The 21,835-nt window shown below is 40.8% G+C and carries 18 protein-coding genes; 9 read left to right on the top strand and 9 right to left on the bottom strand.

The genetic code is table 11. From position 1 onward, the window contains the following. The first annotated feature begins 51 nt into the window (after window positions 1-51). The gene (locus tag M1F17_RS12360; protein ID WP_180312000.1) at window positions 52-1,236 is read left to right on the top strand and encodes an amidohydrolase; all 1,185 of its coding nucleotides are present in this window, start codon (window positions 52-54) and stop codon (window positions 1,234-1,236) included. 127 nt (window positions 1,237-1,363) lie between these two features. On the opposite strand, the gene M1F17_RS12355 is transcribed toward M1F17_RS12360, so the two are convergent. Continuing rightward, window positions 1,364-1,540 carry a DUF2526 family protein gene (locus tag M1F17_RS12355; protein ID WP_180311999.1) on the bottom strand — a complete coding sequence of 59 codons (177 nt, stop codon included), beginning with the start codon at window positions 1,538-1,540 and terminating at the stop codon, window positions 1,364-1,366. 67 nt (window positions 1,541-1,607) lie between these two features. Then, window positions 1,608-2,168, bottom strand: coding sequence for a helix-turn-helix domain-containing protein (locus M1F17_RS12350; RefSeq protein WP_180311998.1), 561 nt, complete (start codon window positions 2,166-2,168; stop codon window positions 1,608-1,610). Window positions 2,169-2,250: 82 nt separating this feature from the next. Here M1F17_RS12350 and M1F17_RS12345 point away from each other — a divergent pair, with 82 nt between their 5' ends. Further along, window positions 2,251-2,916, top strand: coding sequence for an AzlC family ABC transporter permease (locus M1F17_RS12345; RefSeq protein WP_094961251.1), 666 nt, complete (start codon window positions 2,251-2,253; stop codon window positions 2,914-2,916). Window positions 2,917-2,918: 2 nt separating this feature from the next. Next, on the top strand, window positions 2,919-3,236 hold the full coding sequence (locus M1F17_RS12340) for an AzlD domain-containing protein (RefSeq protein WP_172412227.1): 318 nt from the start codon (window positions 2,919-2,921) through the stop codon (window positions 3,234-3,236). Window positions 3,237-3,364: 128 nt separating this feature from the next. Here M1F17_RS12340 and M1F17_RS12335 read toward each other — a convergent pair whose 3' ends face one another. Both M1F17_RS12335 and M1F17_RS12330 read right to left on the bottom strand, forming a co-directional pair. Continuing rightward, entirely contained in the window at window positions 3,365-3,553 is a 189-nt protein-coding gene (locus tag M1F17_RS12335; RefSeq protein ID WP_004263611.1) for a YegP family protein, read from the bottom strand. Between the two features lie 380 nt (window positions 3,554-3,933). Next, entirely contained in the window at window positions 3,934-4,329 is a 396-nt protein-coding gene (locus M1F17_RS12330; RefSeq protein WP_318836999.1) for a hypothetical protein, read from the bottom strand. 179 nt (window positions 4,330-4,508) lie between these two features. On the opposite strand from M1F17_RS12330, the gene M1F17_RS12325 reads away from it, so the two are divergent. Then, window positions 4,509-5,513, top strand: coding sequence for a luciferase-like monooxygenase (locus M1F17_RS12325; RefSeq protein ID WP_094961736.1), 1,005 nt, complete (start codon window positions 4,509-4,511; stop codon window positions 5,511-5,513). A gap of 95 nt (window positions 5,514-5,608) precedes the next feature. Here M1F17_RS12325 and M1F17_RS12320 read toward each other — a convergent pair whose 3' ends face one another. The 4 genes from M1F17_RS12320 to hxpB all read right to left on the bottom strand — a co-directional run bounded on the left by M1F17_RS12320 (window position 5,609) and on the right by hxpB (window position 9,251). Continuing rightward, the gene (locus M1F17_RS12320; protein ID WP_094961737.1) at window positions 5,609-5,998 is read right to left on the bottom strand and encodes a YkgJ family cysteine cluster protein; all 390 of its coding nucleotides are present in this window, start codon (window positions 5,996-5,998) and stop codon (window positions 5,609-5,611) included. Window positions 5,999-6,244: 246 nt separating this feature from the next. Beyond that, window positions 6,245-7,636 (bottom strand): L-cystine transporter, encoded by a 1,392-nt coding sequence (locus tag M1F17_RS12315; protein ID WP_094961738.1) that lies wholly within the window; start codon window positions 7,634-7,636, stop codon window positions 6,245-6,247. A gap of 181 nt (window positions 7,637-7,817) precedes the next feature. After that, on the bottom strand, window positions 7,818-8,393 hold the full coding sequence (locus tag M1F17_RS12310) for a metal-dependent hydrolase (RefSeq protein WP_094961739.1): 576 nt from the start codon (window positions 8,391-8,393) through the stop codon (window positions 7,818-7,820). A 192-nt stretch (window positions 8,394-8,585) separates the two neighbouring features. Then, window positions 8,586-9,251, bottom strand: a complete 666-nt coding sequence (hxpB, locus tag M1F17_RS12305; protein ID WP_004263628.1) for a hexitol phosphatase HxpB — start codon at window positions 9,249-9,251, stop codon at window positions 8,586-8,588. Window positions 9,252-9,546: 295 nt separating this feature from the next. Between hxpB and M1F17_RS12300 the strand changes: the two genes are divergently transcribed. Then, on the top strand, window positions 9,547-10,086 hold the full coding sequence (locus tag M1F17_RS12300) for a YniB family protein (protein WP_004263634.1): 540 nt from the start codon (window positions 9,547-9,549) through the stop codon (window positions 10,084-10,086). Between the two features lie 425 nt (window positions 10,087-10,511). On the opposite strand, the gene M1F17_RS12295 is transcribed toward M1F17_RS12300, so the two are convergent. Then, on the bottom strand, window positions 10,512-11,381 hold the full coding sequence (locus M1F17_RS12295) for a fructosamine kinase family protein (RefSeq protein WP_004263637.1): 870 nt from the start codon (window positions 11,379-11,381) through the stop codon (window positions 10,512-10,514). 271 nt (window positions 11,382-11,652) lie between these two features. Between M1F17_RS12295 and M1F17_RS12290 the strand changes: the two genes are divergently transcribed. From M1F17_RS12290 to M1F17_RS12275, 4 genes are read left to right on the top strand one after another with little or no spacing between them, the layout of a single operon-like run. Continuing rightward, window positions 11,653-13,491 carry an AAA family ATPase gene (locus tag M1F17_RS12290; RefSeq protein WP_004263645.1) on the top strand — a complete coding sequence of 613 codons (1,839 nt, stop codon included), beginning with the start codon at window positions 11,653-11,655 and terminating at the stop codon, window positions 13,489-13,491. Window position 13,492: 1 nt separating this feature from the next. Continuing rightward, window positions 13,493-14,128 carry a 4Fe-4S single cluster domain-containing protein gene (locus M1F17_RS12285; protein ID WP_318836998.1) on the top strand — a complete coding sequence of 212 codons (636 nt, stop codon included), beginning with the start codon at window positions 13,493-13,495 and terminating at the stop codon, window positions 14,126-14,128. Window positions 14,129-14,140: 12 nt separating this feature from the next. Beyond that, window positions 14,141-20,449, top strand: a complete 6,309-nt coding sequence (locus tag M1F17_RS12280) for an AAA domain-containing protein (protein WP_318836997.1) — start codon at window positions 14,141-14,143, stop codon at window positions 20,447-20,449. Then, the gene (locus M1F17_RS12275; protein WP_094961741.1) at window positions 20,446-21,798 is read left to right on the top strand and encodes a hypothetical protein; all 1,353 of its coding nucleotides are present in this window, start codon (window positions 20,446-20,448) and stop codon (window positions 21,796-21,798) included. The genes M1F17_RS12280 and M1F17_RS12275 overlap by 4 nt, the downstream gene beginning before the upstream one ends. Window positions 21,799-21,835 lie beyond the last annotated feature (37 nt).

The following is a 21,835-nucleotide window of genomic DNA, read 5'->3' as shown; positions in this document are numbered from 1 at the left end:
AAGTGAGCCAGATTCAGTATCTGGTTGAGCAATAGGGTAAAAGGTAGAAAAATGATTAATAAAACAATTACAGCCGCAATCAAAAAATATACACCTGAAATGATTGCTTTTCGTCGAGATCTACACGCTCACCCTGAGCTACCGTTTGAAGAAGTACGCACCACGCAACGTATTGCTGAAGAATTAGACAAAATCGGAATCGAGTATCGGCTAACCGAGCCTACCGGTGTTATTGCGGAAATTAAAGGCGGTAAGCCAGGTAAAACAGTTGCTCTGCGTGCAGATATAGACGCATTACCCGTTTTGGAGTTGAATGATTCATTAGAATATAAATCGACTATTGAAGGCAAAATGCACGCTTGTGGTCATGATGCACATACGGCAATGTTATTAACGGCAGCCAAAGCATTGTATGAGGTGCGAGAAGAATTAGCCGGCAATGTGCGTTTAATTTTCCAACCTGCAGAAGAGATTGCTCAAGGCGCATTAGCCATGATCAAACAAGGCGCAATCGAAAATGTGGATAACGTTTTTGGTATGCATATTTGGACAACCACACCATCAGGAAAAGTATCTTGTAATGTGGGTGGGTCTTTTGCTTCTGCTGATTTACTGAAAGTCACTTTTAAAGGCCGTGGTGGTCATGGTTCTATGCCAGAAGCAACTATTGATGCAGCAGTTGTTGCTTCTGCATTTGTCATGAATTTACAAGCGATTGTGTCCCGAGAAACCTCATCTTTAGACTCAGCCGTGGTCACGATAGGTAAAATGGATGTCGGGACACGCTTCAATGTTATTGCAGAAAATGCAGTATTGGATGGTACGGTACGTTGTTTTGATATCGAAACTCGTAACCGCATCGAAGCTGCGATCCGCCGTTATGCCGAGCACACTGCGGCTATTTATGGGGCGACTGCGCAGGTTGATTATATCTATGGGACATTACCGGTTATCAATGAGGAGCGCAGTGCGCTGCTGGCTCAATCAGTCATTTCACAAGCTTTTGGTGAGCAAGCTCTGATTAACGAAAGACCAACACCGGGTGGTGAAGATTTCAGCTTCTACATTGAAAACATCCCGGGGTGTTTTGCTCTGTTAGGCACAGGAAATGCCGAAAAGGACACTCAATGGGCGCATCATCATGGTTGCTTTAATATTGATGAAGACACGATGGCAACAGGTGCTGAACTTCATGCCCAATATGCGTGGAGTTATTTACAGCAACAGGAGTTTTAATTGAGCATGTTAATGCTATTAGGGCTAGTTATTTTACCAATACCGGGATTATCACTAACCCTACTGCCTATTTATTTTGGTTATTAAGATAAGTTAAGAGTGCGAGTAGCGGCCACATATTTGGCTGCTATTCGTTGTGATGAATAAAAATAGCTTCTCTTAAGCGCTGTTGTTGTTCAAAACGTTGTTCTTGGTTGATTTGCGGGTCATGGGATAGCTGCATCAGCATTTCATTCATCTTATGAACTGAATTTTCATCAATCAATTGGCTTACTTTTTCAACAATTTCATCATAGTAGGGCATAACACAGGCTCCAATTAATATTCACTAAAACTATAATAACGCAAAATCTATTGGGCTGGATAGGCGATTAATTTTGTTTATCGATCACCATAACTGCCGTTGTATTCGGTTCTAAGGCTCGCATTATATGTGGCTCATCTCCGGGGTAGTGGATATAGTCCCCAACTTGTAGCTCAACAGGGTTATCCAATGGGCCGACTAACGCTCTGCCAGACATAATAATGATGTGCTCGCTGACGCCATGCATATGAGGTTCTGAAATACGATCACGACCGGGCTGGGCAACCACAGTATAAATATCACGTCGCGAATCTGCGGGGGCTGATGAGAGTAAAAAGGCCAAATAATTCGCGTGTTCGGCACTGACCGGTATCGCCTCCCCATGGCGGATCACAGTGACAGCTTCTTGCTTTTCTTCAATTAATCGTGCGAAAGGAATATCTAACGCTACACAAAGTGCCCATAAGGTTTCAATACTTGGGTTACCACTACCCGATTCCAATTGAGAAAGTGTAGATTTAGCGATACCCGCTTTGCGAGATAGCTCTGATAGGGATAGCCCGCTTTTTTGTCTTTCACGAACAAGGGCTTTTGAAATCAACTCAATGGGAGGTGAAGGTAGATTCAATTTTAATTTTCCTATTTAGATTGCACTTTATACTATCTATCGACATAATGAACAAACGTATTATATATCGAACGGTCTAGGGATGCTAACTTCAATAAGCTCAAAGCTAAATCATAGCACAGTGAAAAATATAGCTCTTGTCTGTTTTGCTGACTTAATTGTTGGCATTTCTTATGGTGCATTGGCGCTTTCACAGGGATTTGACTGGTGGATACCAGTGACTTTATCTATTTTAGTGCTCGCAGGGGCGTCCGAGTTTTTGTTTATCGGCGTGATTTTTGCTGGTGGAAGCCCGTTTTCTGCTGCACTCGCGGGGCTATTAGTCAATTCACGACATATCCCCTTTAGTTTTGCAACTAGTGATTTAACGGGGAAGGGAGCAAAGTCGCTATTGGGCTATCATATTATGAATGATGAGAGTGTTGTATTTGGCTTAGCTCAAGAAACTGAATCAGAAAAACGTGCGGCTTTTTGGTTGTGTGGGATAGGTATTCTATTGTGTTGGCCAATTGGTGTTGTGATAGGTGAGGTATTGGGCAGCTTTATTAATGATACTCATATATATGGTATGGATGCGATGTTTCCTGCGATTATTTTAGCGCTTTCATTGCCCGCGTTATCGGATAAACGCCTGCGGTTAACCGCTGTTATCGGTGCAGTTATCGCTGTTGCAACGACACCGATACTACCAGCGGGGATCCCTGTATTACTGGCATTATTGAGCTTGGTTGTTTATATAAGGAAATAATAGTGACAAATAACCCGTGGTTAATTATTAGCGGAATACTGCTGTTGGCGGTTGGTACTTATTTAATGCGAGCATCAGGGGCTTTGCTACGCGGTCGAGTAGTCCTTTCGGAGAATAGCAAAGTATTATTTTCAGCAGCAGCCATTGTTATTTTATTTTCAGTTGCGGCAACGTCTACGTTATTTTCAGGTGATGAAGTTTCGGATTGGCCTAAAATTGTAGGGGTATTAGTGGCAGGTGTACTGACTTGGTTTAAAAAACCATTTATTATCATTGTGTTGTCAGCTGCGATTGTGACCGCGTTACTTAGGTTAATTTGATTAGTGCTTAAATTGAATAGCAATTAATTTAAATTGTGTTACTTGCAATAGCGTGTATTTATGTAAGTTATATAAGCCAACAGATAAAAAAGTGGCCCCGATTCGCAGAAGACTGGGGCCACAGAAACTTACTCAGTTAGATCTTTAATTGTTTCAGAAGAGCCATTTTTTTGGACAGAGGCAATCCCTTTAAGCGCAGATTGCTTAGATGCATACATTTCACTTTTTGCAATCACTTCGTGATTTGCTGCTTTTAAAACGAAATAGTAAGGCTGAGCAACGTCTTTAGTGGATTTTTTTAATTCAAAATACCCCATGATAAGCTCCTGATTTTCTATTTAAGGGATGTCAAACAAAGTGTTAATAAATTACAGTTATTAACAATCTGCTTGAATTAAGAGTAGTCGCTATTAGGTGTTATTACTAGAGAGGAAGGTCCAATTCAGAGAAACTTTTTTTAAAAAAAAGCCTCTGGTATACAGAGGCAATCGTAGGATATATATACTCGTCATAATTCAAGTTACAGCGTTGTTGACGGAATTCATTCGTCGCCTAACTGCACCATGAGTTATTTAGAGTGTAGAACTCTTTATTGTCTGGATAAGATATCGGCTTTTATTGATAGGTGCTATCTGGTTGTACTTATCAATATAAAAGGTTTTACCGATAACTTAATTAATTTTCATTGATACCATTATTACTGTGTAGCTGGGACACGAATTGCCTCTGGTGTTGGCATAGCATTCATTGGTTTATATTCAGGGACTTCCATCACTGTAACTTTGACAACATAGCGTTTGCCATCTTCAATTTTGGGCGCATTATTGGCCAGCTTTTTTGCAGTTTCATTTGGTGTCATCGTTTGTTCCGCAACGCTATATACCATATTGTGATGATTACCCATGTGCTGACGAGGCATTTTGTGGTTAACGCCATTTGCTGCTGCGGTAAAGCCGACGGTTAATAATGCTAAAGCTAATAAACCGGTATTTAATTTTTTCATTTCAGTATCCTCTGTATTGGTGATGGGCAAATCATTCACCAATTCATATTGTCTCGCAATCGCTTTTACCTCCCCTGACGGAAGCTCCATAATTACTGCACTTTTTATTCAAGCTTGAACCATAATTTATATAAAACAGTGGCTTATTAGACGGTAATTTACATTTTTAGACCACTTGTGCTAATGCAAATTTCAGTGCTGGAGACATCAAAGGGGATAGTCTAGGATGGTAAGTTAGGTTCAACAAAATTCTAACAAAGTGAGTGTGTATGTCAGATAAAAAAATTCCCCTTTCTTTACTCGACCTTGCGCCAATCATTCAGGGTTCGACGGCGAAAGAGGCCTTTGCTCATTCCCTTGATATTGCTCAGTTAGCAGAAAAACTCGGTTACCACCGCTATTGGCTTGCGGAACACCATAATATGACTGGGATTGCCAGCGCGGCTACCTCGGTGTTAATAGGCTATCTTGCTGCAAATACTCACAATTTACGTTTAGGTTCTGGTGGCGTCATGTTGCCGAATCATTCACCGTTGGTGATAGCAGAGCAATTTGGCACACTAAACACACTTTACCCTGAACGCATTGATTTAGGCATAGGGCGTGCTCCTGGAAGTGATCAGCGAACGATGCAAGCTTTACGCCGCCATATGAATACGGATATTGATAATTTCCCGCAAGATGTTGCGCAAATTATTAATTGGTTTGATGCTATAAACCCAGACCCAGCAGTGCGCCCAGTGCCAGGCTTTGGTGAAAAAATTCCGGTTTGGTTGTTAGGATCGAGTTTATACAGTGCAAGGTTAGCCGCGCAAATGGGGCTTCCTTTTGCTTTTGCTTCTCATTTTGCCCCTGATTTATTATTACAGGCGTTGGAAGTTTATCGTGCTAATTTCCAGCCATCGCAGAGGCTTTCTAAGCCGTATGCGATGGTTTGTATCAATATCATTGCCGCGGATACTCAACGTGAAGCAGAGTTTTTATTTACGTCGATGCAGCAAGCCTTTGTTATGTTACGTCGTGGTCAACCTTCTCAATTGTCTGCACCTGTTGAGAGTATGGAAAATATTTGGTCACCCGCTGAAAAATTTGGTGTTCAACAAGCATTAGGCATGTCATTGGTAGGGGATAAAACCAAGGTACGTCATGGGTTGGATACGATATTACGGCAAACTCAAGCGGATGAAATTATGGTAAATGGCCAAATTTTTGATCATCAAGCTCGTTTATACTCTTTTGAGTTGGCGATGCAGGTAATGAACGAAATTATGTAATTTAAATAGCTGGATGATTAACACGTGTGCAAGGACGCATTTTTCAGATTTGGCTCAAAAAAGAGATAACCCAGAAAAATCTGGGTCATTGACGGCTAGCACGCTATTTGTGGTTGATGAGGCTCTAAAGGGGGTAAACCATGAGCAGCACGTGCTCTATCGCACGCCTCATTATAAATACCATCTTGCCAAGATTGTTCAAACTCGCGGCAAGGTGTAGGCCTTTGTGTGTATATCGAACATGACACGCATTCTCCAATGGTGCCCTCTAAAGCGCTACAACGCGTATTATGTTTTTGGTTTGTTCCCTGCATACAACTCATAAATGGGGTTATTTGCTCAGTTAAATGTTGTGGTACAACACCACCCCCACTTTCAGCCTCAGCCCAATAAAAAGAGACACGAAAATAGGCACAACATGCACCGCAGCTTACACAAGGGTTATCTGAAGGATCAGTTTTTAGGATATGGACATTATTAGTCATATTAAAAAACCATAAATGATGTTGATAAAATACCCATAGAAAATGGGTTGACGCAACACAAGCAGGAAGCTCAAGAAAACGTTGCTCAGGCTTTATTATCTTACGTTATTCCAGTTTATTGCAATATTATTCAGCACAAAAAACTGATTTTTTTGATATTCTCCAAGGTAAATAAATTTCACATACTTATCATAATCATAAAAAAACCTGCCAGAAGGCAGGTTTCGTTTGAATCATAATGATAAGTTAAACGTGTTTTAAATCTGCGTCATCATTTTGATTGAATATCGCTTTATCTGTTTCACCCATCAACTGGCTAGTCACTGTGCCTGCTGTCATTGAACCACTGACATTCAATGCAGTACGACCCATATCAATTAATGGCTCAACTGAAATTAACAGAGCAACTAATGTAACTGGTAAGCCCATCGCTGGTAGTACAATTAACGCGGCGAAAGTTGCACCGCCACCAACACCCGCGACACCTGCGGAACTGATTGTCACGATACCGACTAATGTCGCAATCCACAGCGGGTCGAATGGATTAATACCCATTGTCGGTGCGACCATCACGGCTAACATTGCAGGGTAAATACCCGCACAACCATTTTGCCCAATTGTTGCTCCGAACGATGCAGAGAAGCTAGCAATCGATTCAGGAATACCGAAACGACGTGTTTGTGTTTCAATATTTAGTGGAATACTTGCAGCACTTGAACGGCTAGTGAATGCAAATGTCAGAACTGGGCCCGCTTTCTTAAAGAATTTAATAGGGTTTAAGCCAGTCGTCGCCACTAAAATACCATGTACAACAAACATAATGCCTAACGCAACATAGGACGCAATAACAAAAGTGCCTAGGTTGATGATGTCATGCAAGTTTGAACTTGCTACGACTTTAATCATCAGCGCCATCACACCATATGGCGTTAAACGCATGACCAAGCGAACTAATTTCATTGCCCAAGCTTGCATAACATCAATCGCTGCTAAGGCTTTTTCACCACGCTCTTTATCATCTTTAAACAGTTGCAGTGCGGCAACACCTAAGAAAGCAGCAAAAATAACGACACTAATAATTGACGTTGGGTTTGCACCAGTTAAATCTGCAAATGGATTTTTTGGAATAAACGATAAGATTAGCTGAGGCACGGTTAAGTCAGAAACTTTCCCAATATAGTTGCTTTCTATTGCTGATAAACGTGCTGTTTCGGATTGACCTTGAACTAAACCTTCGGCAGTCAGGCCGAATAAATTGGCAATTAAAATACCCACTAACGCCGCAATAGCTGTGGTAAATAACAAAGTGCCAATTGTTAAAAAGCTAATTTTACCTAGCGAAGAAGCTTTATGTAGCCTTGCCACTGCACTTAGTATTGAAGCAAATACTAATGGCATAATCACCATTTGTAATAGCTGCACATAACCATTTCCGACAATATTAAACCACAGAATGGAGTCTTTTACCGTTTGGTGGCCACTACCATACACGAGGTGCAGTATTACCCCGTAGGCAACACCGAAAACCAGACCGACTAACACTTTTTTAGATAGGCTCCAGCCTTTAGCCCCTAGTTTTGCCAACAGTATTAGTAGTGCTACAAAGCCGAGCACATTAATAATTAGAGGAATATTCATTCCGAACTCCAAATCATATTTTTATAAGGTATGTTACTTGCCCTTTAGTCCTTATTGGTTATAAGGATTTAGTTGCTTCAAACAACTGGTTATATGTTATCAGTTGATAAAACACATTTCTTATATCAAAAAGTAATAATATAGTATTATTCATACTTACATTATATTACAAAACTATAATTTATGTGGGAATGTGTGTATCTATTTGATTATGAATATATTTTATAATCATATCAATGTGGTTATAAAAATCGAATTGGTAACCTGCAGGTAAAAAACAGGCACAAACAGTCAAAATAATGGCAATAAAGCGTTCCCCTCGTTGGCTATTTTTACCGCGGATCATGGGAAAACAAAAGCGTTGAGGGAGTGGCCATAGGAATGGTACTCCTGAAGGGGTGAGCATGTCAGCGACTAGATGACTGATATAACCTAATAAAAAAGCTTGGATAATATCATTTGGAATTGCCCATTCGGTTGGTATCCATTGATAACAAGAAATCATCAAAAGTAACCATGCAACTAAGCTATGAGTAAACCCCCGGTGCCCACACAATTTGGAAATGGGTAATGAAAAAATCCGTAGTAGTCGACCAGGAATTGAAGAGGGGTGGTCAATATCGGGCAATAATGCGCCTAATAAGGCCCCTGGAACCATGTGCAGCCAATCACCATGAGCAATCTCTGGGGTGATTTGAAGTTTATGAGCCATTATTAAAGAGGCGACGGAAAAAAGCAGATGCCCTTCAGCTGTCATGGTGGATAAAATACCATCTGTTTATCTATACAGTTGATTGGCAGTATAAAGTGTTTGAAAAGAATATGATAGTGGTAGAAAGATAAAAAAACTCTTATTTATTAGCAAATAAGGGAAGTATTTTATAATTTAACACAATACCCCTACCTAAATTAGATAGGGGAGAACACTTATTAGACACTCAAGGTATTCTTAACGTAAATGTTCAGCCTTTAAGTCATTCAGTGAGGCTAATTTGATATCCGCTAAACCAAAGCGCGGGTCATTAAAATGCTTGCTGTCAGGCACCACAATTGAACGCATTCTGGCGGCTTTTGCAGAAATCATACCGTTAAATGAATCTTCTAATGAAACGCAATTGACGGGTTTAGTCGATAACTCAGCTGCTGCTTTAAGATAAACTTCAGGATGAGGTTTACTCAAGGGTAAATCAGATGCGGAAATAACCGCGGAGAAATAATCACGAATATCCAGAAGGTTTAATACTTTTTCTAACATGTACAAAGGAGAGGCGGAAGCCAGCGCAATTTTTAAATCCATTGAACGGCAAAGTTCCATCGCATGTTGCACACCCGGTAGAATAGGGCGAGTTTCTTCAACTAAGCCAACAACACGGTCAATGATGCGTTGTGTGGCTTCTTCTTGGCTGCATCCTTGCCAAGGGGAAGCGTGGTACCAAAGCTCCACCACATGGTCAATACGTAAACCCAAGGTATCAGGCAGGGTATCCGCAATTGAAACGTCAACACCCAATTGTGAAAAAATCTCAAGTTCAGCCTGTGCCCAAAAAGGTTCCGAGTCGATCAGTAAACCATCCATATCAAAAATGACCGATTGGATGGGAAGATTATGGTACATGTCAAAACTCCATTCATGTCGTATTTATTAACGAAGAAGTCATGATATCAGTAAACTGACTTTAAGCGTATTACTTGAAATCAGTATTAGTCTAATATTGAGGAATATTCGGACAGTATGAAGTAAAAGTATAATGGTAATGAATAGCCTCACTATTTTGATTAGTCTGAAAGTCTATATATTATTATTAATCGTGAATTGAAATTTGGAGGCAATGAATATTTTCAGCTATGATTAGCGTTGAATAATCATTGTAAAAATTTATCAAAAATCATAACGCTGAGGAAAAGCAGTAATGAATTACCATAATGCCAATTATGTCGCAATCGGCAAACGTATTCTGGGTTGGGTTGTTTTTCTGTTAGCATTAATTTCGACATTGGCGTCTTTAATTAAACTGGCAGGCATGAAGGGGCTCGCAGGAGAAGGGATTAATGCAGTCGCTAATGATTTTATTAAATTAATGGCGGAAATGACCCGTCAAAGTACACCATTCCTAAATTTCTTTTGGAATAACTCACCAGTACCTCAAGTCGCTAATGGGTTTTCCGGTAGTAATATCAGCTTTATCATCATCTTTATTTTTATTTTTGTTGGACTGGCGCTTAGTGCATCAGGTTTGCGTATGTACCGGCAAATTAAGTTTATTCGTGAAAGTTTAGAAGACCACGTGATCATAGAAAAAGCAAAAGGGATAGACATCTCAAAAGAAGAGCTTGAAGCTAAGGTGACTATTCCACGTCATACGATATTCACTCAATTTTTTCTTCTTTATTTTTGGCCAATTGTATTGGGGCTAGCGTTGTATTTTCTTCTGCGTTTCCTTAATTGGTAATTTTCGAATTTTCGTCATACTTCGCGTTATGAGGGTGTTGGCTGCGTTTAGCTACTCGGGTCACATACTTGTGTATGCTCCCCGAGATATCTGCACTTGCCGCCTACTCATAATGCGAATTATATAGAAAATTAATTATTCGTCGTACTCCATGCTATGAGAGTGTTGGCTTCTTTCGGCTATTTGGGTCACATACTTGTGTATTCTCCCCAAACTATCCTCAATTGCCGCCTTGCTACAGCTCGAATTATTTAGAAAATTAATTATTCGTCGTACTCCATACTATGAGGGTGTTGGCTGCGTTTAGCTTCTCGGGTCACATACTTGTGTATGCTCCCCAAACTATCCTCAATCGCCGCCTTGCCACAGTTCGAATTATTTAGAAAATTAATTATTTGTCGTGCTAAATGCTAAAAAACAGGAGCTTATTTTTCGTTGAGTAGATTATCAATAATCGTGCGTGCTTGCTGGTAGCTTTGTTCGTTACCAAAGATATGGGCTTGATTAAGTAAATAGTAAAGTTGGTATATTGGTTGTCTATCTAAAAAGCCATTGGGGAGCGGCCAAACACTTTGGTAGCCATCAATAATTTGGATCGGAAGATCTTGATATAATGGCAACATTGCTATATCACACTCCCTATCTCCCCAATAACATGCGGGGTCATATAATACACCTTCAAGATTTTGAGTGATAGCACAGTTAGCTGGCCATAAGTCACCATGTAATAAAGAGGGTTGTGGCTGATGCCCAGCAAGTTTCTCCTTAACAATATCGACAATTTGCTGAATATCAGCAAATACCATTCCTTTTTCGGAAGCGAGTTGTAATTGCAAGCCAATACGCTTTTCTGCAAAAAATGAATTCCAACGCTTTTCCCAGCCATTAGGTTGCACAATTGTGCTTAGCATAGTATCAAAATCAAACCCGTAGCTAGGCTGCTCTTCCCATTGATGTAAACGCGCTAATTGTTGGCCAAAATGCCATGCATTGGTGTTGTCGAAAGGCTTAAGAGGGAAGTATTCGAGCAGAAGGAAACTGTGGTGCTTATTACTGCCAACACCGTAAACCTTAGGAACGGTTATCGTTTGGCTTTTAGCGAGCATTTCAAGTTGCTCAGCCTCCTGTTTAAATAAAGGCAAAAACTCACGCCGATTTTGTTTAATGAACACGGTGTGTTCGCCATAGTCAATTCTTAACGTATGGTGAATATCACCACCAGACAGAATGACTTTGTTACGTAGCTCCGCCTCACCTAAGTGTTCACTTAATAAACGACACATTGCTTGCCACATGACTCACCTCGCTCTGCTTTGGTCTTCATTAATACAATACTATAGCGACAGTTTAGGAATTAACAGTGATAATTGTTTAAAAAGAAGAAGCTATCACGAAATTATTGAACAATTATCAGGCAATAAACACAAACCTGTTCTGCTTTAAATTTAGCCTATTTCTATCTAAATGAGAATGTTCAGATAATACGGTATGAGTTCAAGATCTTGACGCCATTTGCTAGTGATTTCAGGTAAACTGCAAAGAATACTTTCATACTCAAGGGGTGCTATGAACATGGATTTTCAAAAACCGCGCTGGTTAAGAGACTTACTGCGATTTATTCCACTGAAAAGTCAGTTTGTTCTATTTGGCAATGTTCGAGACCTACAAGCCAGCGAAATTGCGCCTAGGGTAGTGACACCACTGCCGTTTAACCAAGCACTCTTTAATAACTTGTTTCAGGCAGGGTATGCCTATGTTATTACCTATACACCACTGATTGGTTTTCAATGCGTGGCGAGCCCCACAGAAAACTCGCAAGCGAGTGCCACATTGATGCAAAACTTAGGTTTGCATATGGCTGATGATAAAGCCGCTGGTGGTATTGATATGTTGAATCATTTGCTGGAAAAATTTATTAACTATAAGCAGCAGCCAATTGCATTATGTATTGATTTCGCCTCTTGCTTGATTTCCCATCGCGATAACCTGACTCCCGCTGAGCACAGCTTATTTACTCGGGCTCTGGTGGTTTCTCACCAAGCAAAAACGCGACCAGCAGGGGAAAATAACCAGCCGTTCTACAATTCTATTTTTTGGATTGTGGAGAAAGAAACCGATTTACCTGATTGGTTTTTAGTTAATAACCCACGAGTGAGAGCCATTCCTGTTGCGAAGCCTGACAGCCAAGTTCGTCGGGTTCTTACGCCAATGTTGTTAGCTTCATTATCTGATGTTAATAGCATAGAACAAGCGGATAAAGACAGCTTATTTAATGACTTTATTGATGAAACAGAAGGACTCTTGTTACTGGACTTAACGGCGATAGTGCAGCTCGCACGGATTGAAAATGTCCCTGTGACACGTATTAGTGATGCGGTACGACGTTATAAAGTAGGCATAACGGAAGACCCTTGGAAAAAAATTGATAAGCAGAAAATACATAACGCCCCAGAGATTATTTCTCGCCGAGTTAAAGGACAACAACATGCCGTCACTCATTTATTGGACATTATTAAACGTGCAATGACCGGAGTGGGGGGGCATAAAGGTGGGCGACCTCGAGGCGTTTTGTTTCTAGCGGGGCCAACGGGTGTCGGGAAAACGGAACTGGCGAAAACGGTCACTCAATTGCTATTTGGTGATGAAAGTGCGTATATTCGCTTTGATATGTCTGAATTTAGTGCAGAACATGCAGACCAACGTTTAATTGGCGCTCCTCCTGGCTATGTCGGTTATGATTCTGGTGGTGAATTGACGAATGCCATTCGTGAAAAGCCGTTTAGTGTGGTGTTGTTTGATGAGATAGAAAAAGCACACCCTCATTTAATGGATAAATTTCTACAAATTATTGATGATGGTGTATTGACCTCAGGACGTGGTGATCGCGTTTATTTTTCAGAGTCGTTGATTATTTTTACGTCAAATCTTGGCATTTATCGTTTGGATGCAAATGGTGAGCGGGTAGCGAATGTCCAGCCGAGTGAGCCTTTCGAAACGGTGACGCGTAATGTGAAAAGTGAAATCGAACGTCACTTTAAATTAGTGTTAAATAGACCAGAGCTGCTCAACCGAATTGGGGAAAACATTATTGTTTTTGATTTTATTCGCCCCGATGTGGCACAACAAATATTCGAACAAATGGTGGGAAATATTCTTTCTGGTTTGGAAAAGCAATCACTGACTATTTCAATTTCACCACAAGCCAAAGAAACGTTAAAACAACATTGCTTAGCTGATTTATCTAATGGCGGTCGAGGTATACGTAACCAATTAGAAAGCTATTTAATTAACCCATTATCTCGCGCTGTTTTCGACCAAGATTTACAACCTAATTCGGCTTATCAAATTGTCGAAATTGCCACAGGTGAAACAACGCAAATCACGTTAGCAGCGATGAGTAATTGATGTGCTGAATGTTAATATTTCACGAATTCATTTTCCAATTACGGCTCTAGGCCCCGGAAAACGTATTGGTATCTGGTTTCAGGGATGCTCATTACGTTGTAAAGGCTGTCTTTCTCCTGATACATGGCAAGTGAAAGACAATAGCATCACGGTGAAACAATTACTGGACCAGATAACGGAGTGGTTACCATTCGCAGATGGCATCACGATTTCAGGGGGAGAACCGTTTGAACAGCCTGAAGCCTTATCCGCATTAATGAAAGGGATTAAACAGCTAAAAGATGCGGATATTTTAGTCTATAGCGGTTATCAATGGGAACACATTGAAGAGCGTGTTTTACAAATGGCTCCCAATATTGATGCCTTAATTAGTGAGCCATTTATTGTGGATCTTCCGCAAACCCAGATGCTCAAAGGCAGTGATAATCAGCAATTGCATATGTTAACGCCATTAGGAAAAGCGCGATTTATGGCATATCAGCGCTCGATAACACCAGAAGATAAAGTACTGGATTTAGCGTTTGATGAAACAGGGCGGCTATTTTTGGCGGGGGTTCCTGAACGTAACGATATGTTGCGTTTGCGGACCTTGATTGAACAGCAAGATCAATCCTTGCGACAACTAAAAAATAATTAATTGGATGAATGGATGACCATGATACGTTTTTGCCCACATTGCCAAACAGAGCGACCGTTAACTGAAATTTTTTGTGCTGGGCAAATTAAAACACCACAAGGAGATAATCAGTTTTGTGGTTGGGATTTAACCCTTGAAGCTATTCATGAAACGGGTTGGCGCCCCATTGATGAGCACAATACCTCGATTGAGAGCCCAAAACTCAGTATTGATGAGAATAATCAAAATAACCAAATTATTGAACAAAGAGTTTGTGTGAATGGGCATTCCATGGATGAGGGGGATTTTATCTGCCTTGAGTGTGGGGCGGATGCAGCTCTTGAACTAAGCAATATTGAGGAGCAATCTCAACGACTGATTGGTAATTGGCGACTTGAACGACGTATTAACCAAAACGATAGCCCACGGGAACGTTATTTAGTCACACATATTGAAAATGACAAAAATGGTGTGCTTACCTTATATCAAAAAGGTGAAGAACCTGATCCTACGATTTATCAAGTACTTCAATTGATCCCAACAGACCATGTGCCTGAGTTTTATGAAACGGGACGCTGGGAAAACCGCGCTTGGCATGTGACTGAATTATTGGAAGGTGGCTCATTGAGCCAATTTATTCAGCAAGGGGAATTTTGGCAGTTACATGAAATTCCCAAATTGGTTGAAGAAATGGGGCAAGCGATAGCGGCATTTACTGAGCATGGCTTACGTCATCGTAATCTATGTCCCGCTAATTTGTTGATCCGCAGCCGTGAGCCTTTAGATATTGTGGTAATTGAATATGGCTCTGCGAGTTTGTCTGAATTTGACCTTGATATTGTAACACCCTTAGATATTTCCCGTTATAGCGCACCAGAAACCTTAGCAGGCGGTGTGAGCGCCGCATCAGACTGGTGGAGTCTTGGGGTTATTTTATTAGAACAACTGACCCAAGGGCAGTGTTTTGCTCAAGTTCATGATAATGCGTTCTTAATCCAAGTCATGACTAATGGCGTTGATTTTCCTGATGATTTAGACCCCAACTTACAACTATTATTGCGCGGGTTATTGTGCCGGGATCGTTTTTTACGTTGGCAATGGCCGCAGGTGTCAGCATGGCTAGAGGGGAAAGCGGTCCAAGCACCGAAAAGTGCGATAGCAGGCTCGCCAACTCAATACCATCAAGTCCAGTTTGCCGGTCAGCAATTTTCTCAGCCAGATACTTTTGCCATGGTTGCTGGTGAACAAGCTCATTGGGATGGTGCAGTCCAATTTTTGCTACGCGGGGAATTAACGTCGTGGTTAGCAAAGTTTGATAATAGTCAGGAACAACTCAAACAACTTCAGGCTTTTTTAGATAGCCCAAAAACGCTAGATGGAGCCTTACAAAGTGAAATTAATCAAGATATTAAACTCACTTTAGCTTTAAAAATCCTAAACCCGAATATGCCATTTATTTACCGTGGTGAAATCATCACACCAGCTTGGTTATTAGAACAGCCTATTCTTGCTTACGCACTAATTAGTGAGCCATTAACTCAACATATTCAGAATATCGACCCACAACATTGGTTAGTGCAGCTCTACCACCGCCAATGTTTAGTACGCCAACGTGCTGAACAGTTGAATATATTACTCAATGAAGAAAGCTTGAAACTGTATTTGTTAATCACGTCAATAAGCCAGCTCGCTGCGCGTTGGGAATTACTGCATAGCCAATTTCCTGACTCACATAATGAAAGCCTACAAGCCTTATTAGATAGACAAAATCTGCAAGAAATTGATTATATTTTATTGCTAAGTGCCGATATTGGGCAATTTGTTTCACTGACTGCATTAGTCGAGCAATCTTTTGAATTAGCAAAACACAATGATATCCACAATTTTGATAGCGAAATAGCCAAAAACCAACTTTTGTTACCAAGAGGGGAACTATACCAGCTCATTAACCACCGAGTCAGTGATTTCAAACGTATAGGGATCCCTGAATTAGATGGTTGGGTTGATGACTTTTTATTAATGCGTCGCTTGCCGTTAGTCAAAATCCTCGTATTGCTGGCTATTCCATTCGAACACTGGCAAGTACCCGAATCACAAAAATATGTTCTTGAAGTTCTAAGGTTTTTTACACAAAAGCTCACGTCAGTGACACAACGTGGAAACCTGGTACGTATGCGTTTAACGCAAAATACTGGGCGAGTCGATTTAATGGAATGCGATAGCCCCGTTCGCCCTGCAAGTGCATTACTTGAACATTTATTGAACCGCAAAAAAAGCACGGTTACCATTGATAGTGATTTGCTATTACAGCATAAAGGCGTCAATGGCCGATTACGGATCCTACAATCAGATACGCAGTTATATCAACGGGATACAGGTATTGATGGCATGTACCTTGGTTTCCCATTCTTATTATTGCACACACAGCCGAATCAAATTAAACCACGAATTGCACCTTTATTTTTATGGCCCGTTTCATTACGGACTTCTTTAGCTCAAAACAGCCCTATACAGCTTAGTTTTGATCATGAGAGGGCGGCAATACGCTTAAATCCAGCACTGGCAAGCTTTGCGGGGATACCTCCGGTGAGTGAGTGGCAAACAATATTAGATAATTTATTATCTAAAGCAGGTTTAACCATTGAAGATATGATGGAGACACTTACGTCTTTATTACCGATACAAAGTACAGAACTCGCGCCACTTCCGTCGATCACTACTTCAATTGCAGAGAATAGTGCACAAATCTGTTGTTCAGCGGTACTCTTCCATACCTCGTTTATTGGACAGGCGATGAGTAGCGATTTACAGCAAATTGCTGGGCTACCTATTTCCCAAACAGCCTTAGCGACAATGCTAAAAGTCTCACCGCTCAATAGCACGAGTGAAACACAGCCAGATAATTTACTTAATCAGTATGCATTGTCATTGGCAGACCCATCACAAGAACAAGTTGTTCAAGCTGTACAAGCTAACACGGGGCTGCTGATTGAGGGGCCGCCAGGGACAGGGAAAAGCCAAACCATCGTGAGTTTGATTGCAGATGCGATAGGGCGTCAGCAAACCGTTTTAGTGGTGTGTCAAAAACCTGCTGCACTAGAAGTAGTCTATAAGCGTTTGATTGCTAATGGATTAGGGGATAGAGCACTATATATCAGCCAAAGCCAAAAAGGCCGTGAGATTATTTTGGCGGTGAGAGAACAAATTGAGCAACTTTGGGGACAAGAAAAAAGCCAGCTCGTTGAGCTTGATTGGCAGGGAGAGAGAATTCATCTTGTAAATCGCGTTCAGCTATTTGAACAAAAAATAGATAGGTATTTTCACTCACTCAATAATATCGACGAAAAGTTTCAAGTTTCTTATAAACAAGTATTAAGCCAATTGATTGAACTTGAAAAGCTTCCTCATTTTGATATTGATGAACAGCACATTAAGCCTTTATTAGCGCAATTTGATAGCCATACGATTGAGCAACTAACGGATGATTTGAAGTCACATGCGTATACTTGGTGGCAATTGGATTATGAAAATAATGCACTAAAAGCCTTATCGCAGTTTACGGTGAATGACCCTCAATATTTATTGTTTAATCAATCTATTATGGGATTGATCGATACTGAAAAGCAACGTGATGAAGCTTATAAAACGCCATATCAGCAAATTACGTTGACTCAATTATCGACTCATGAGCAATGGTTATCACAGCATGAAGCACAATTTAGCCAATTAACGGCTGAACAATGGCAGGATTTCTCCCGTTGGTTAACGCTATTTAGCAGTGAAACGGGAAATTTAGTTATTAACCAACTTGAGCTGTTGTATCAGCGTTTATTATCGATTAATGACGAAAATATCGACCCGTTATTATTCCCTGTGTTTAGGGGGATTGATAATGACCATCTTTCCCAATTATCGCGAGCATTGATGGAAACAATGCAAGGGTCATGGTTACGTTTCTTGAACCCGTATTACTACCGTCGGCAAAACCAATTGCAGTCATTTATGGCGGCTAGTGGCTTAGCGCCTACGACTGAAAAACAGACGTCAGTGCTTAATACCATCGCCGTTGAACAACAATGGCGTTTACTTGAAAGGGAATTACAACCATTATATCAACAGCTTGGTCTTGAGCTTCAGCCAAACCACCAGTGGCGTAGCACATTGCAACCGTTGGTCATGCAATTAAAACGAGTGGCAGATATGGCTGAGCTTCTCACTCAGTACCCTGAGCCTTTGCATTTTATAGACGCGATTACTCAGCAACAAAAAGCCGGGTTTATCCATCAATGTCATGAAGTCAGGGCGGCAATAGCTAAGTTACGCGCAAAAACGGAAAGCTTAAGCCAATTAAGTCGGCTAGATAGCGTATTTTCATCAGAAACCGTTGAACGGTTTAAGATGGCCATCGTAAACGGTGAGTCATATACGACTGAACTGGTGCTGATAGCGCAACAGAAAGAAAATTTACGGCGTTACCAATCGTTTAGGGAAGAAACACAATATTTTACCGAACAGCATTGGGGGATCTTAACGCTATTAAAACCGGCTATTGGACAACTTATCGCAACTGAAGGGGGCACAACGCAATGGAGAGATCAATTAATTCAAACAATTAACTATTATTTCTGTCTGTTTACTAAAGCTCAATTGCTGGCAACATTGCCTGCATTAAGTACTAATCACGGCCAGCTGATGTCAGACCTAGCTGAACTAGAAAATGCTCAAAAACAATTACAACAATTCAATAAATTGGCATTGACGGCCAATATAGATATCAAAACGTTAGGGAACCGCCGAGAATGGGAAGAAATTACTCGTTTAGCAGGACCAAGAGCGCGACGTTTAAGGGAATTTATACAAGAAGGTCGAGATATTGGGTTAATGCAATTACGACCGGTTTGGTTGATGACACCCGATGTAGCGAGCCAGGTACTTCCACTTGAAGGTGCCATGTTTGACAGTGTGATTTATGATGAAGCTTCACAGATGCCGATTGAATTTGCCTTATCGACTTTATTTAGAGCCAAACAGGCTATTGTTAGTGGCGATGAAAAGCAAATGCCACCTTCAAAATTTTTCACAGGCAAGCAAATTGAAGACGATATTGATGAAGAAGACGATGACCAACAAGAATTGGCAGGAGATCAATGGGATTACCGGCAAATTAGTGATTGCCCTGATTTATTACATTTAGCACGTACAGTATTGCCTATTCATACATTGGATATTCATTATCGTTCTGCTTATCGAGAGCTGATTAATTTCTCCAATTTTGCTTTCTATGAAAATAGGCTTAATATTCCAGCGCAGTTTTCTTCTAAAATGGTCAGTAAAATTAAGCCATTACAGCTTATTCAAGTCAATGGTACATATGTTAACCAAAGCAATGAAGCTGAAGCAGTCGCTATCGTGGATCATTTAGCTTCACTGTGGCAACGGCCTTTCGAACAACGACCCTCTGTGGGGGTAGTCACGTTTAACCAAAAACAAGCAACATTAATTAATCAAATAATTCAATTACGTGCAGCACAGGATGAAGATTTTCTTCAGGCGTATACGCAGGAAAACCAACGCACTCACGATGACGAAGATATGTCATTTTTTGTGAAAAATGTGGAAAATGTGCAAGGTGATGAACGCGATGTGATTTTATTTTCTACCACATTTGGTCGCAATGCGCAGGGGACATTCAGGCGTAACTTCGGGGTATTAGGGCAAACTGGTGGTGAACGGCGTTTAAATGTCGCCATCACTCGTGCTCGTCAGCAAGTCGTAATAATGTCATCAATGCCAATAGATGAAATTTCTGATTTACTAACCACTTACCGCAAACCGGAAATTCCAAGAGATTATTTACAAGGTTATCTGGCTTATGCGTTAAATGCGTGTAACCCATTAATGCAAAAAGAAAATAAAAAATTACTTAGTCGCATGTGTCATACACAGTCAGCGGTTGATAACGAAACGCTCCCGCAAAATGCGTTTGTCGATTCGGTAATGAGTTTTATTCGACAAAGTGGCTGGCAGGTGACCACCGCAAGCCAAAATGGGGTATTCCATTTTGATGGCATTGTTGAGGACCGAACCAGTGGCCGTTTGCTCATCGGTATTGAATGCGACATACCATCACACCCACTATTAAAAACAGCGCGTTCTAGGGAGCTATGGCGCAGTGCTGTTCTGGCACGAGTGATACCAGCACGCTACCGGGTTTCTATTATCGAATGGTATCAAAATCGTGATTTGGCGCAGCAACAACTGCATGATGCCATTTCTCAGGCTTTATTAACCTCATCCCTCTCTCAAATAGAGAGTCAAAATCCGCAAGAAGGTGCGTTATGAGTTCATCGGTTCATCGTATAACTGTTAGGGAAATGAATGAAATTCAGTGTCGGCGTCAGCTTGCGGTAGTTAAACGTCGATTTAAACAGTGGAATGAATTGGCAAACCGCAGCCAATATCATCAGCCGCGTATTGCACAAATCAAACAAGCATACCAGCAGTTAATGGAAAATGAGGCACTGGTTGCCACATTGTCAGCACGCAATTTAAGTTTATTAAATAACCAATTGGTTGAGTTTACTGGGACACTGAATAACGAAGTACAGGAAGTTCGTGAGCAACAACTTGAAAAACAAGCGTTATTAGCCCGAACAAAAAAGTACAGAGAACATAATTTGGCTGAATTAATCGCACTGGTACATGAAAAACTGCCAAATGAGACCGAACTTCTTACGCAATTAATTTCGGCTAGTGAACTGGATGAAAACCAATCTAATAAATTAATTTTTAAAGTATTAGCTTTATTGAGTTCACAATCAACTTCACTAACACCATCGGCAGCGGCATTATTGAGCCAGCTAAAAGCACAATCTGAAGGCGTGAAGCAATTTTGGCAATCAGGCTTACCTCAAACGCCGTTTGCCAAGCAATGTGAGCAGATTCTATTGATGATTGAAAAGCTAAAACTGATGACTTCGCTTGATGAAGCTCAGCGTGCGGAACAACAACTGCTTGAGCTTGAAGAGTTTAAAGAAGGCACACAGCGCCATTTACGTGCCGATTCATTGATCATGACATTAGCTGGGCAATTGAAGTTAAGTCAGCAACGAATTGAACTTATCGATAAAATTGAACAACTTTGTGATGAATTGGCTATTTTTGCGAGTAATGAAAATGAAGCCATGATTTCGAATGCGCTAGCGAGTATACAATCAAGCTCGATAGAAGTGTTAACTGCATGGATAGATAAGCTGAATAATGCCGTAAGTACTGCAGAACAACAGGTTGTTGCCACTGCACAAAGGAAAACGGTATTAGAAGGGTTAGGAAAACTCGGTTATCAAGTTCAAGATACTGATGTTAAAGCATGGCTGGATGATGGCAAAGTGGTCGTCACACACCCTGCAACGCCGGGGTATGGACTAGAATTAGGTGGAAAACAAGCGCGTTTTCAAGCGCGTACAGTGGCTTTTTCTGCAAGGCGGGATAATTCACGAGACCAGGATGTTGATGCAATTTGGTGTAATCAACATCAACAATTACAAGATATTATTGCTCAGACAGATGCGGAACTTGTTGTTGAGCAGGCGTTACCAGCGGGAAGAGGGGAAATGAAGGTGTATGAAACTCAATCTGAAGATCAACGTCATAATATTGCTGTAAACCACCTCAAAACACGCAGTAAATAGGTATCACTAAAGAAGATTTAGTCACATATTAGGGCAT

Source organism: Providencia sp. PROV073 (genome assembly GCF_033688125.1).
In the GTDB taxonomy this organism is placed as follows: Bacteria; Pseudomonadota; Gammaproteobacteria; order Enterobacterales; family Enterobacteriaceae; genus Providencia; species Providencia hangzhouensis.
This window is presented reverse-complemented; position numbering and strand designations above follow the sequence as displayed.